This window comes from Arsenicibacter sp. R0_47 (genome assembly GCF_057652235.1).
In genome coordinates this window covers 32,341-46,144 of sequence record NZ_JBYFCJ010000005.1, presented here as the reverse complement: position 1 = coordinate 46,144, position 13,804 = coordinate 32,341, and the positions used below count along the sequence as shown (strand labels likewise).

Sequence of the window (13,804 nt, the reverse complement as noted above, 5' to 3'; positions counted from 1 at the left end):
GCGGCCGGTGGAGGGTCCGGTGTTTTTAGCACCCCATACCTCCAAAACCGGTCATTAGCCCGTACCTTTGTAGCCGGATCGATTTTGGTATTACGTTGGAACAGACTTTTTTATTACTGACTCCCCCCTTCACGCAGCTCAACACGCCCTATCCGGCAACGGCTTACCTGAAGGGTTTTCTGAATACGCAGGGCGTACCGGCTCATCAGGCTGACCTGGGGATTGATGTCATTTTAAAGCTGTTTTCCCGCCCGACGCTTCGGAAACTATTCGATGACCTGCTGGCGGCTGAGGCCGAACTGTCGGAAAACAGCTACCGCATTGTCGAACTGCGCGACGAATACGTTCAAACTATTGATCCGGTCATCCGGTTTCTGCAGAACAAAAACCCGACACTGGCCTACAGCATCTGCGATCAGAGTTACCTGCCGGAGGCTTCACGTTTTGCGGATCTGGAAGACCTGGACTGGGCCTTCGGCTCGATGGGTATCCACGACAAAGCCCGCCACCTGGCCACGCTTTACCTCGAAGACCTGTCGGACCTGATTACCGAAGCCGTTGATCCACACTTCGGTTTCAGCCGCTATGCGGAACGGCTCGGTCGCACCGCCACTCATTTCGACGATCTGCATGCTGCCCTGCTGGCACCCGATACGCTCATTACCAACCTGCTCTGTGCGGCACTCGACGACTATATCCGGCAGTATACCCCTACGGTTGTCTGCCTGACCGTACCCTTTCCGGGTAATCTCTACGGTGCGCTGACCTGCGGAAAATACCTTAAGCAGCATTACCCGCACATCAAGGTTATTATGGGCGGTGGCTATGCCAATACCGAACTCCGGTCGCTGGCCGAACCCCGCCTGTTCGATTATATCGATTTCGTTTGCCTTGACGACGGGGAAGCACCTCTGCTTTCACTTATCGACCACCTGAACGGTAACCGGCCGGCCAGCCAGCTCAAGCGGGTTTATACCCGCATTGACGGCAAGGTGGTGTATAACAATAGCGCGAAGGAACGGGATGTGCCGCAGCGCGAAACGGGTACGCCCGACTACCGCGACCTGCGCCTGACTGACTACCTGTCGGTGATTGAGATTGTGAACCCCATGCACCGGCTCTGGAGCGACGGCCGCTGGAATAAGCTGACCCTGGCCCACGGCTGTTATTGGGGTAAATGCTCGTTCTGCGACATCACGCTCGACTACATCAAGCGCTACGAACCGATGACGGCCTCCCTGCTTTGCAACCGGATTGAAGAAATCATTGAGCAGACGGGGCAGAACGGATTCCATTTTGTTGACGAGGCTGCACCACCGGCCCTGATGCGCGACCTGGCCATTGAGATCCTTCGCCGGAAGCTGACGGTGGTCTGGTGGACCAACATCCGGTTCGAAAAAAGCTTTACGGCTGATCTTTGCCGGTTACTGAAGGCGTCGGGTTGTATTGCCGTTTCGGGTGGACTGGAAGTGGCCTCTGACCGGTTGCTGGAACGCATGAAAAAGGGCGTAACGGTGGCGCAGGTAGCAAAGGTGGCCGATAACTTTACGCAGGCGGGCATCATGGTGCATGCCTATCTGATGTACGGTTTCCCGACGCAAACTGCGCAGGAAACCATTGACTCGCTAGAAATGGTACGGCAGCTGTTCCAGGCGGGCATTGTGCAGTCGGGTTTCTGGCACCGCTTTGCCATGACGTCCCACAGTCCGGTGGGTCTCCACCCTGCCGAATTCGACGTCATGCGGTTAGGACCCGACCAGGGCCCGTTTGCCGACAACGACCTCGACCATGCCGATCCGCTGGGCGGTCCCCATGAACAGTTTTCGGAAGGGCTCCGGAAGTCGTTGTTCAACTACATGCACGGCGTCTGTTTTGACTTCCCGCTCAAAAAGTGGTTTACCTTCAAGGTGCCGCCAACGACCATACCGCCGACCTATATCCAGAACAGCCTGCGCCATGAGGCCGACAGCCAGCCCCGTGCCAACGCCATGGTATTGTGGCTGGGTAGCGTGCCGTCGGTCTCGATCATCGAAGTGCAGCAAGGCCGCCGGATCACTGAAATGGCGGAGCTGGTCTTTTTCGACAAGAAAAATGAATGGGCTATTGAAACCAGTCTGGCGTTGGGCGAGTGGCTGGAAACTATCATTCCGCGTCTGCGCATCGGACAGGGCGATGTTTTGTCGTTTGAGACCCTGAAAGCTGATTTCGAAGCGGCCGGATTGGGTGATTTCAGTGCGCTGCTCCAGTCGGAGACCTGGAAGGAACTTCAGGAAAACGGGCTGCTGGTGGTGTAGCGGGTTGTTACATCGCTGGTGTTGACCGTCTAAACCGGAAACTAATTCCTGTCTGGTTATGCCACAGTCTATCTCCCACGTCTACGTCCATCTGATTTTCAGTACCAAATACCGCCAGCCGCTCATCGATGACAGCATCAAAGAAGAATTGTACAGCTACATGGGCGGCATTTGTAAGCATTACGAATGCTATCCGGTACAGATTGGTGGTTACTACGACCACATTCACATTTTGTGCACCCTGTCGCCGAAAATTCCTTTAATGAAGTTGATGGAGTATGTTAAAAAGAACTCCTCAAAATGGATTAAGACTAAGGGGTCGTCCTATACTGGTTTTTACTGGCAAACCGGCTATGCAGCCTTTTCGGTAAGTATTTATAAGGTTGAGACCGTAAAACGCTACATTCAAAACCAGTACCGGCATCATCAGAAAAAGAATTTTCAGGATGAATGCCGGGGGATTTACAAGAATTACAAAATCCCTTATGATGAAAAATATGTCTGGGATTGATTTTTTTTTCATTTCATCTCATAGGGCTGTGCCCTATGCAATAGATTGAGCCCTTTCAGGGCAACCATAAAAATGCCCCAAAGGGCTCAATCTATTGCCTGGGATATATTCCCAGGTTATGAATTATTTATCTCCCTCCATAGGGCTGTGCCCTATGCAATAGATCGAGCCCTTACAGGGCAACCATAAAAATGCCCTAACGGGGCTCAATCTGTTGCCTGGGATACATTCCCAGGTTATGAATTATTTATCTCCTTCCATAGGGCTGTGCCCTATGCAATAGATCGAGCCCTTACAGGGCAACCATAAAAATGCCCCAACGGGGCTCAATCTGTTGCCTGGGATATATTTCCAGGTTATGAATTATTTATATCATCTCATAGAGATCAATCTGTTGCCCGGGATATATTCCCAGGTTATTTTAGAAAAATCATTAACCCCCTGTTTCATGCATCAACAGCTACTTGCACTTACCTTAATGTGCTGCCTGGGTCTTGCACCCATGCAGGTCAATGCTCAGACACCCGCCAAACAGGTGATCCTGACCGAACGGGAACGCGCCCGCGTTGTCGATGAGGTGCTGGAAGACCGGTTCACCAATCTCCTGCCCCAGCTCATGCGCCGCGAAGGGATTGACATGTGGATCATCATCTCGCGCGAATACAACGAAGACCCCGTCCTGAAGACCATGCTCCCGTCAACGTGGCTGTCGGCCCGGCGTCGTACCATCATGGTCTTTTTTGATCAGGGGCCGGAAAAAGGCGTTGAAAAACTGGCCATCGCCCGCTACGACGTCGGGAATCTGCTGAAAGGCGCCTGGGACATTGATGTGCGCCCTAACCAGTGGGATGCCCTCACCGACATTATCCAGAAACGGAATCCGAAAAAAATCGGCCTGAACTTTTCGGCCAACTACGCCCATGCCGACGGACTAACCCATACCGAATACGGCGAGTTTACCCAAAAACTACCGGCAGACCTCCAGAAACGCATCGTTTCGGCGGAACGGCTTTCGGTCGGCTGGCTCGAAACACGGACCCCGAAAGAAATGGCGGTCTATCCGCTCATCTGCCGGTTGTCGCACCAGCTGGTACAGGAAGGGCTTTCGGAACAAGTCATTCAGCCGGGCGTGACGACCACCGAAGACGTGATGTGGTGGTACCGGCAACGCATTACCGAATTGGGACTCGACACCTGGTTCCACCCGACCGTCGACATTCAGCGCGCCGACGAAGCCCGCTTCGATCACCTGCGGACCTTTTCCAAGCGCCCCGCCGGTGAGGTCATCATGCCCGGCGACCTGGTCCATGCCGATTTTGGCATTACCTACCTGCGGCTCAATACCGATCAGCAGCAACATGCCTACGTGCTGAAACCCGGCGAAACCGACGTTCCCGAAGCGATCCGGAAAGCCTTTGTCCAGGGGAACCGCTTACAGGATATTCTGACGGAACATTTTCAGGCTGGAAAATCAGGTAATCAGATCCTGAAGGAAGCACTGGATCAGGCACAGAAGGAAGGTATCAGAGGCACCATTTACACGCACCCGATCGGCGCGCACGGACACGCCGCCGGCCCGACCATCGGCATGTGGGATCAGCAGAAGGGTGTGCCTGGCTCCGGCGATTACCCGCTCCTGCCTAACACAGCCTATTCGATTGAGCTTAATGCCGCTGTGGAAATCCCGGAGTGGAAAAAGACCGTGCGGATTATGCTGGAAGAAGATGGCTTTTTCGACGGTAAAACGTTCCGGTACATCGACGGCCGCCAAACCGAAATCTATACCATTCCCCGGAAACTGGAGTATGTGAAATAAATAAACCATGTAAAATGGCTAATGAATAAGGTCAGCCTGACATCGTTCATTAGCCATTATCCATTCACCATTATAATCACTCTTTCAGTCCCTTCAGATAGGCGATGCTTTTAGGCATCTGGGCGTACTCCTGATTGCTTTCGTCCTCAATGAAGTAGTGTTTTACTCCGTTTTTGCGGGCAATTTTCAGGATTTCAGGAATGTTGACCTGCCCGTCACCCAGCACCACATCGTTTTCAGGCGGAGTTCCACCTGTCAGGTCACCTTTTATGCCCTTGCGGAGGTCTTTCAGGTGCATCAGCTTCCAGCGGGTCGGGTATTTTTTCAGTAAGGCCACCGGATCAGCGCCGCCGTGCTGCGCCCAGAGAATGTCCATTTCAAAGGAAACATACTCCGGATTGGTGTTTTTCACGAGGTAATCAAACAGTGTCCCATCCTCATACGGCTGAAACTCATAGCCGTGATTGTGGTAACAGAACGTAAGGCCGTTGTCCTTCATGACCTTTCCGATCCGGTTAAAATCCGTAACGGCCTGCTTCGCATTCTCCAGACTGAACGCCCCTTTTTTGTGAGGGATCCAGGCGCACATGACAAAGCTCGATCCCAGCTCTTTCGCCTGTTTCGCAATGCTTTCCGGATCTTTCACCAGCTGTTCATAACCACCGCCGGTGCCGACAATCTTAATCCCGCGCTCTTCGCACAGTTTCCGGAACTCCTGCGACGTCATACCCTTCGGCGCACCGCCCTCCATTTCGGTAATGCCCAGCGCCTTGATGGTATCGAGGGTAGCAATCACATTTTTCGGGAAGCTGTTCCGGTAGGTATACGCCTGAACGCCAATCGGGAAACGATAGATCGGTTTGCCTTTCTGGGCAACGACATCGGTCAGGCCCAGGAGCATACTGGCCGAAAAACCGAGTGCTAACAATTGTTTTTTCATCTGATAAGGGTTGTTTTTAATGCATAATGTACAATGAAAAATGGATAATGCATAGCTCATGTACCCTGTGCATATGCCATTCTAAATTGTCCATTTTTCATTATTCATTTTAGGTTAAAGGTTTTTCTTTTTCAGTTCGCGGACGGCAAAGTCGGCTGCACGGGCGGTGAAGGCCATGTAGGTCAGTGACGGATTTTGGGTAGCCGTTGAGGTCATACAGGCCCCGTCGGTGACGAACACGTTCTTGCAGCTATGCACCTGATTCCACTTATTCAGGATGGACGTTTTCGGGTCTTTTCCCATCCGGACACCGCCCATTTCGTGAATATCCGAACCCGGATTCGAATGGCTGTCGGTCGCCTGAATGTTCGTAAAACCGGCCAGCGTAAACATTTCGGTCAGCTGCGTGATAAAGTCCTCCGTCATTTTATCGTCATTGTCGGTCCAGCCGGCTGACGTCACCAGCAACGGTATGCCGTATTTATCCTGCTGAGACGGGTCGAGCCGGACATGATTCTGCTCCGTCGGCACGGTTTCGCCCATCATCCAGCCGCTGACATGCCACGGGCCTAAAGCAGGATGCAGCAGGTTTTCTTTCAGCTCAGCCCCGAGTCCTTCGCGGTTGGCGTTGCTGCCCCGGCCGCCGCCGATACCCACCGCATAACCCCGCAAAAACCGGGACGCCGGACCACTCGTCTCCTGCTTAAGCACATTCCGGAAACGCGGGATATAGCCATTGCTCGGGTTCTTTCCATCGGCTCGTTTATCCTGAAAACCATCGTATTGCGCCGAAATCTTTCCCCGATAATTATGCCAGGCTATGTACTTGCCCAGCAACCCGTTATCGTTGCCCAGACCATTCGGAAAGCGATCTGAAATGGAGTTTAGCAGTATCAGATTGCTGTTGAGCGCGGATCCGTTCACAAAAATAATCCGGGCGTAGAATTCCGTCATCTGCAAGGTATTCGCATCAACAACCCGCACACCGGACGCCTTACCCAGCTTGTCGTCATAAATAATTGAATGTACCACCGAATGCGGCCGCAGGGTCAGGTTGCCGGTTTTGGCCGCCCACGGCAGGGTCGACGCGTTGCTGCTGAAATACCCACCCAACGGACACCCGCGGTTACACAGATTCCGGTGCAGACACTGCCCGCGCCCCTGCATCATGTGCGTTTCCGTTGGTTTGGTGATGTGGGCACAACGACCCTGAATCAGCTGCCGGTCCTTATAGTGTTTGGCCAGTGTGTTTTTCAGATGGTTCTCCACACAGTTCAGCTCGATGGGCGGCAGAAACTCGCCGTCGGGCAGATGGGGCAGGCCGTCGCGGTTGCCCGAAATGCCGGCAAAGCGCTCGACATGGCTGTACCATGGCGCCAGATCGGCGTAGCGCACCGGCCAGTCAACGGCGAACCCGTCGCGGGCGGGGCCTTCGAAGTCGAAATCGCTGAGCCGCTGGGTTTGTCGTGCCCACAACAGCGATTTCCCGCCCACGTGATAGCCACGCGTCCAGGTAAACGGTTTTTCTTCCACAAAAGGCTGCTCGTCCGGCTTAATGGCCCAGTGTACGGTTTCCTCGCGCATAAACGACCGGATATTGCCGTACTGTTCGCGGGTTGCCAGCGGCACCGTTCCCCGATGCGGGAACTCCCACGGATTTTTCATGGCCGTCGGGTAGTCGGTGACGTGCTGCACGTCGCGGCCCCGTTCGAGGACCAGCGTTTTGAGGCCCTTTTCGCAAAGTTCCTTGGCAGCCCACCCGCCGCTGATGCCCGACCCGATCACAATCGCATCGTAGGTAGCGGCTTTCCGGGCATCTATATTAACATTTGCCATACACGCATATCATTAGACAATTGCCTTATTATAAAGCACATAGATACATAAGACTAAAAAGAATTCAGTAAAAAACTATGCTTTCTCTGTGGCTATGTGGTAAGCTTTTATTTGCGTTCGGAGACAGCTTTGGGTTCGACGGGGACGCAGCCGTAGTAGTGACCAGGCGCCATGACGTAATTCAGGTGGTTGGTCATAACGTATTCCGATGTCGTGTACCCCTGAATGGTCAGTGATTTCAGTGTCGCAAAAAAGTCTTTTTCCGCCGCCTTCGGACTTGCCTGAAACTGCATCAGCACCGATAGCCGCTGCGGAATATCGCACTGCCGGTACGACTTACCGTATTGCTGCTGAATCATGGTTTCAATGCCAGACAGTCCGGCGCGGAAGGCTTCCTGCGCCGGTTTTTCGTAACAATCGGCCAGCATCCGCTCCACAAACACATGCACATCCAGCGCCTGCGCGCCCGGTGTGTCGGTAGGCGGAATAATCGTATCGACAACCAGAGCAAGCAGGTCATTTTCCGTAACCGATAACCATGCTGACTGCTGCTGAACGGCCTGTGCCGTCCAGCCTGAAGCCCAGGCCGGTAGGGTTGTCAGCCCACCCGCCAGTGTTGCCAGCCGTTTTAACGCAACGCGCCTTTCCATAGAATAACAAACCAGTTGTTCTTCTATAAGAAAGGCGCGCTGCTGCTTTACCTATCCAGGGCCCTCAACGGCCGGAATGGATTGTATTTTGCTAAAGTTGTATTAGCCGGATGCCCCGAAAAGTCATTTTCCGGATTTATTTTGTTCCGGAGGTTACCTTCTGCGCTTCAAGCACATGCTCCTGAGGGGGAAGCACCTTAACATCCCGTTCTTTTTCGGTTTGTTCAACGTAAACGGCATAGTCAGCCGGTTCGATACGGATGCCGTACAGGTTGGCGTAGGCCTGCGTAAATTCAGCCCCGAAATACAGAATGGCCGCAGTATAGTAAATCCAGACCAGAATCACGATCAACGAACCGGCAGCGCCATAAGTCGAGCCGGTGCCGGTGGTTTCGATGTATAGCCCGATCAGGTAACGACCCAGCATAAACAGCAAAGCCGTAAAAATGGCACCCCAGCGGATGTCTTTCCAGGCAATTTTAGCATCGGGCAGCACTTTGAAAATCACCCCGAACAACACCGTAATCACCCCGGCGCTGACCAGAAAATTAATCCCGCTGACCAGCCAGACACCACCACCCGGAATATACCGGCTCAGCCGGTCGCTCAGGGCCAGAATAACCCCGTTGATGACCAGTGACACCAGCAACAAAAAACCCAGGCTCACTACCAGCGAAGAAGATAGCAACCTGTCTTTCAGTATCTTTACCCAACCCCGTTTAGGTTTTGGCTTTACCCGCCAGATCAGGTTAATCGAATCCTGAATTTCGATGAAGATACTCGTCGCACCGATGATCAGCGTCACAATGCCCGACACGAGGGCGATGTTTGTTTTGCCCGACAGTTCCACACTCTTGAGCATGTCCTGAATCTGTTTGGCCCCCTCGGTACCGACAAACCCCTGAATCTGCCCGAACACCTGTCCGCGGGTCGCTTCTTCGCCATAGACCAGGCTCAGGAGCGAAATAATCAGCACCAGCAGCGGTGCCAGCGAGAAAACGGTATAGTAAGCCAGGGCCGCACTCAGTTTCAGGCACCGGTCATCCATAAATCCATTGAAGGAAGCCAAGAGCAAGGTCCAGGCATCTTTGAAGAAGCGTTTCATAGTCTTAGTGATTCATAACGATGATGGATGTGGTCTAGACCCACAGTAGTCTAACCAATTAGGGGATGGGTTGTTATGGATTTGCAGCGCCGGATACGGATAGTCTCGGAAAATTTAGCGAATTTTAGCCTACTTAATGGTTAACCGGCAGCCCGCCGGACGACCCTCGAACGCATGCAAGACGAACAAAAACCAAAACGAAGCCAACCGGGTAAGCGTGATTCAGCGCCGAAGGAGACCCGCCTGATTGTAACAGAAGACACCGAACTGATGGTGTTTTTGTTGGCTAAACTTCCGCATAAAAACCGCAACAATATCAAATCAATCCTGCGCGACCGGCAAGTCTGGATCAACGATCAGGCCGTTACGCAGTATAATTACCCGCTTAAGGCCAATCAGGAAGTCATCGTGCGCTGGACCAAACTGGGGCCCGAACGCAAGTACCCTGGTCTGACGATCATCTTCGAAGATGAACACCTGATTATCATCAATAAAAACGAAGGCATCCTGTCAATGGCCACCAATAAAGGTGCCGAACGAACAGCCTACAGCATTCTGTACGACCACGTTAAACGCGACAACCCATCGAACAAAATCTTCATCATCCACCGGCTCGACCGCGAAACCTCGGGGCTGATGATGTTTGCCAAAAGTGAGCGGGTCCAGCAACTGGTGCAGGAAACGTGGGGGCCAACTACTAAGGAACGGATTTATCTGGCTGCCATTGAGGGCACACTCGATCCGCCGAACGGCACGCACATATCCTACCTGCACGAAAGCAAGGCCTTGATTGTTTACTCGCACAAAAACCCGGAACACGGGCAGGAAGCCATTACGCACTACGAGACGGTGAAGTCGAACAGCAGCTACTCGATGCTGAAGGTGACGCTGGAAACCGGCCGTAAAAACCAGATCCGTGTACATATGCAGGATCTGGGCCATCCGATTGTCGGTGACCGGAAATACGGCGCATCAGCCGATCCGATCGGCCGGCTTGGGCTGCATGCCTGGTCGCTGTCGTTTGTGCACCCGATTACCGGTCAGCGCCTCCGCTTCGAAACCCCGGTTCCACGGCGGTTTATGGCCTTGTTTTAACGGCTAACCCGATATTCATTACCCTATCTGCATGAACAAACTCTGTACTGTACTGCTCACCGGCAGCCTGCTGGCGACGGGCTCCGTAATGGCCCAGAAAAAGGAAACCTGGGACGTGACTAAACCCCACGGCCCGTCCAGAGACGTGTCGTTCACGACCAGCGAAGGCACCTGGATGAACCTCGACATCAGCCCCGACGGCAAGGAAATTGTCTTCGACATGCTGGGCAATCTCTATACGCTGCCCATCGCCGGCGGCGAAGCTAAACTGCTGTCGGGTGGGCTGGCCCTTGAGGTGCAGCCGCGCTACAGCCCCGACGGCAAACGCATTTCGTTTACCAGCGACCGGGGCGGCGGGGATAACATCTGGACCATCAACCGCGACGGCTCGGGGCTCCGGCAAATTACCAACGAGGATTTCCGGCTGCTGAACAATGCGGTCTGGACACCCGACGGCCAGTACATCATTGCCCGGAAGCACTTCACGGCTTCCCGCTCGCTGGGTGCCGGTGAGATGTGGATGTACCACAGCAGCGGCATTTCTTCAGGCATTCAGCTGACGAAGCGCAAAAACGACCAGCAGGATGCGGGTGAGCCCTGTGTGTCGCCCGACGGCCGGTATGTCTATTACAGCGAAGATGTGAGTCCGGGACCGATTTTTCAGTACAACAAGGACCCGAACGGACAGATTTATGCCATTCGCCGGTTCGACCGGCAAACTGGTGAGACCAAAAACATCGTGACCGGTCCGGGCGGAGCGGTCCGGCCGCAGATTTCACCCGATGGCCGGCAACTGGCGTTTGTGCGGCGGGTGCGGACCAAATCGGTTCTGTTTATCCATGACCTGAAAACCGGCGAGGAGTTTCCGGTCTTCGATCAGCTGAATAAGGATCAGCAGGAGGCATGGGCCATCATGGGGCTGTATACGAACTACAACTGGACACCCGACGGCAAAGACATCATCATCTGGGCCAAAGGCAAGTTTTTCCGCGTGAACGTGGCGACCACAAAAGCCACCGAAATTCCGTTTACAGTCAATGCCAAACTGACCGTTCAGGAAGCGGTCCGGTTCCCGCAGACGGTGTTTTCGCCGACCTTCGAGTCGAAAATGATCCGGCATACACGCACCTCGCCCGACGAAAAATTCATTGTTTTTCACGCGGCCGGTTTCCTGTACCGCAAAACGCTGCCCAACGGCAAACCGGAACGCCTCACCACAGACACCGGCGTTTTTGAGTATGAGCCTACGTTCAGCCCCGACGGGAAGTTTATTCTGTACACAACCTGGAGTGATTCGCTGACGGGCAGCATCCGGAAATATACGCTCGCCACGCGCAAAAGCGAGGTCCTGACCAAAGAAAAGGGCTTTTACCACGCACCGGCCATTTCGCCGGACGGGACACAGCTGATCTACCGCAAAAGCAGCGGCAACAATTTCATGGGCTATGCTTACGGCAAAGAGCCGGGGCTGTACCTGATGCCAATCAGCGGGGGCACACCCCGCCTGCTGCGAGAAGGCGGTGATGACCCGATGTTCAACAAGGCCGGTGACCGGATTTTCTTCGTGGAAGGCGGTGCGGCCAACGCCCTCAAAAGCGTCAGTCTGAACAACACCGACGAGCAAACGCATTTTACGTCGCAGTACGCGACCAAATTTGTACCGAGTCCGGACGGCCGCTGGATTGCCTTTCAGGAATTGTTTCAGCTCTACATTGCGCCGTTCCCGGCAGCCGGAAAAGGCATTGAGCTGTCGGGCGGCACGCGGTCGTTTCCGGTCTACAAGGTGACCCGCGACGCCGGTGATTACCTGCATTGGTCAACCGACAGCCAGAAACTGCACTGGACCATCGGACCGGAGTATTTTACCCGCAGCGTGCAGCAGAGTTTTGCCTTTGTGGAAGGCGCTCCCGACAAGCTCCCGCCCATCGACTCCACCGGTATTCAGATTGGCCTGACCCTGACGGCCGATGTACCGAAAGGTATTGTCGCCTTTAAAAACGGGACGATCCTGACCATGAAGGACGACGCACAGGGGCAACCGCTGGTTATCGAAAACGGAACGGTTGTGGTGCAGGACAACAAGATTCTGGCAGTCGGTCCGGCGTCGCAGGTGACGATTCCGGCCGGTGCCCGTGAAATTGACGCAACCGGCAAAACCATTATGCCCGGCCTGATCGACTCACACGCCCACATCGGCACCGGCAACGATAAGTCACCGCAACAGCAGTGGTCATATTTTGCCAACCTTGCCTACGGGGTCACGACCGTACACGACCCGTCGTCGAATACCGAAATGGTGTTCAGTCAGTCGGAAATGGTAAAGGCCGGCCGGATGGTTGGCCCGCGCATCTACTCGACCGGTACGATCCTCTACGGGGCCGACGGCGATTTTAAAGCCATCATCAACAGCCTCGACGACGCCAAATCGCACCTCCGCCGGTTGAAAGCCGTGGGGGCGTTCTCGGTAAAAAGCTACAACCAGCCCCGCCGGAACCAGCGTCAGCAGGTGATTCAGGCGGCCCGCGACTTGCAGATGATGGTGGTGCCGGAAGGCGGTTCGTTCTTCAACCACAACATGACAATGATCATGGACGGCCACACGACGGTGGAGCACAATATCCCCGTTGATCCGGTCTACAAAGACGTGGTGCAACTCTGGAGTAACAGCAAAACCGGCTACACTCCTACCCTGATCGTGAGCTTCGGCAGCGTCTCGGGCGAATATTACTGGTATCAGAAAACCAACGTCTGGGAGCAGGAGCGGTTGCTGCGGTTTACGCCGCGCGCGGTCATCGACAGCCGGTCGCGCCGCCGTCAGATGCTGCCCGACGACGATTTTGGCCACATCGGCAACTCGCAGACGGCCAAAAAACTGGCAGATGCGGGTGTGAGCGTTCATCTGGGTGCCCACGGGCAGTTGCAGGGCCTCGGTGCGCACTGGGAACTGTGGATGCTTGGTCAGGGCGGCATCTCAAACATGCAGGCGCTGAAGCAGGCAACCATCGGTCCGGCCCGTAACCTGGGACTGGACAAGGAAGTCGGTTCGCTTGAAGCGGGGAAACTGGCCGATATTCTGGTGCTCGACAAGAGTCCGCTTCAGGACCTGCGCAACAGCGAAACAATCCGGTATGTGATGGCCAACGGACACTTATACGATGCCGCCACGATGAACGAAACGGGCGTCGTCAGCCGTCCGCGGGCGAAGTTCTTCTGGGAAACCAACCGCTACAACGACGCCTTCGAATGGCACGCCGAAACCCGCAGCTTCGGCAATGTCCACTGCATTTGCCAGGGGCAACATTAATTTTTTTGTTGCTGTTAGTTCTGAGGGTTACTGATGGTTGCTGGTAGTTCTGATGGTTGCTGATGGTTAATTTCATTCCGGAGTTGTAAAAACCAACTAATCATCAGCGATTCAGAATAGTAAGACTATCACCCAAAGTGGTGGCAGGACTGGGCGTCTAGTCGTGCCACCACTATACAAACAAAAACAACAACCAGCAACTATCAGAACAATCAGCAACCACCAGAAACAAAAAAAACAACAAGAATTTAAA

9 protein-coding genes are annotated in these 13,804 nt (G+C 54.1%); 5 read left to right on the top strand and 4 right to left on the bottom strand.

Annotated features, from left to right (window positions below; all coding sequences use genetic code 11):
* Positions 1-95 precede the first annotated feature (95 nt).
* From AC23NW_RS11730 to AC23NW_RS11720, 3 genes are all read left to right on the top strand, one after another.
* Complete coding sequence (locus AC23NW_RS11730) at positions 96-2,294, top strand: B12-binding domain-containing radical SAM protein (RefSeq protein ID WP_487449704.1); 2,199 nt, start codon at positions 96-98, stop codon at positions 2,292-2,294.
* Positions 2,295-2,352: 58 nt separating this feature from the next.
* Positions 2,353-2,805 carry an IS200/IS605 family transposase gene (gene tnpA / locus AC23NW_RS11725; RefSeq protein ID WP_487449702.1) on the top strand — a complete coding sequence of 151 codons (453 nt, stop codon included), beginning with the start codon at positions 2,353-2,355 and terminating at the stop codon, positions 2,803-2,805.
* 502 nt (positions 2,806-3,307) lie between these two features.
* Positions 3,308-4,621, top strand: coding sequence for a M24 family metallopeptidase (locus AC23NW_RS11720; RefSeq protein ID WP_487450032.1), 1,314 nt, complete (start codon positions 3,308-3,310; stop codon positions 4,619-4,621).
* Positions 4,622-4,697: 76 nt separating this feature from the next.
* Here AC23NW_RS11720 and AC23NW_RS11715 read toward each other — a convergent pair whose 3' ends face one another.
* The 4 genes from AC23NW_RS11715 to AC23NW_RS11700 all read right to left on the bottom strand — a co-directional run bounded on the left by AC23NW_RS11715 (position 4,698) and on the right by AC23NW_RS11700 (position 9,152).
* A complete protein-coding gene (locus AC23NW_RS11715) occupies positions 4,698-5,561 on the bottom strand; it encodes a sugar phosphate isomerase/epimerase family protein (RefSeq protein WP_293844998.1) in 864 nt (287 codons plus the stop codon).
* A gap of 114 nt (positions 5,562-5,675) precedes the next feature.
* Positions 5,676-7,397, bottom strand: coding sequence for a GMC oxidoreductase (locus tag AC23NW_RS11710; protein WP_487449700.1), 1,722 nt, complete (start codon positions 7,395-7,397; stop codon positions 5,676-5,678).
* A gap of 107 nt (positions 7,398-7,504) precedes the next feature.
* Positions 7,505-8,047: a gluconate 2-dehydrogenase subunit 3 family protein gene (locus AC23NW_RS11705; RefSeq protein ID WP_487449698.1), complete on the bottom strand. Its 543-nt coding sequence runs from the start codon at positions 8,045-8,047 to the stop codon at positions 7,505-7,507.
* Between the two features lie 136 nt (positions 8,048-8,183).
* Entirely contained in the window at positions 8,184-9,152 is a 969-nt protein-coding gene (locus tag AC23NW_RS11700) for a YihY/virulence factor BrkB family protein (RefSeq protein WP_487449697.1), read from the bottom strand.
* Positions 9,153-9,326: 174 nt separating this feature from the next.
* Between AC23NW_RS11700 and AC23NW_RS11695 the strand changes: the two genes are divergently transcribed.
* Positions 9,327-10,247, top strand: a complete 921-nt coding sequence (locus AC23NW_RS11695) for an RluA family pseudouridine synthase (RefSeq protein WP_487449695.1) — start codon at positions 9,327-9,329, stop codon at positions 10,245-10,247.
* A 31-nt stretch (positions 10,248-10,278) separates the two neighbouring features.
* Positions 10,279-13,551, top strand: coding sequence for an amidohydrolase family protein (locus tag AC23NW_RS11690; RefSeq protein WP_487449694.1), 3,273 nt, complete (start codon positions 10,279-10,281; stop codon positions 13,549-13,551).
* Positions 13,552-13,804 lie beyond the last annotated feature (253 nt).

What these genes read in the sequence shown, in the direction of transcription:
- tnpA (WP_487449702.1), top strand. Translation starts at nt 2,353, where the DNA reads ATGCCACAGTCTATCTCCCACGTCTACGTCCATCTGATTTTCAGTACC.
- AC23NW_RS11720 (WP_487450032.1), top strand. Translation starts at nt 3,308, where the DNA reads ATGCAGGTCAATGCTCAGACACCCGCCAAACAGGTGATCCTGACCGAA.
- AC23NW_RS11715 (WP_293844998.1), bottom strand. Translation starts at nt 5,561, where the DNA reads ATGAAAAAACAATTGTTAGCACTCGGTTTTTCGGCCAGTATGCTCCTG.
- AC23NW_RS11710 (WP_487449700.1), bottom strand. Translation starts at nt 7,397, where the DNA reads ATGGCAAATGTTAATATAGATGCCCGGAAAGCCGCTACCTACGATGCG.
- AC23NW_RS11705 (WP_487449698.1), bottom strand. Translation starts at nt 8,047, where the DNA reads ATGGAAAGGCGCGTTGCGTTAAAACGGCTGGCAACACTGGCGGGTGGG.
- AC23NW_RS11700 (WP_487449697.1), bottom strand. Translation starts at nt 9,152, where the DNA reads ATGAAACGCTTCTTCAAAGATGCCTGGACCTTGCTCTTGGCTTCCTTC.
- AC23NW_RS11695 (WP_487449695.1), top strand. Translation starts at nt 9,327, where the DNA reads ATGCAAGACGAACAAAAACCAAAACGAAGCCAACCGGGTAAGCGTGAT.
- AC23NW_RS11690 (WP_487449694.1), top strand. Translation starts at nt 10,279, where the DNA reads ATGAACAAACTCTGTACTGTACTGCTCACCGGCAGCCTGCTGGCGACG.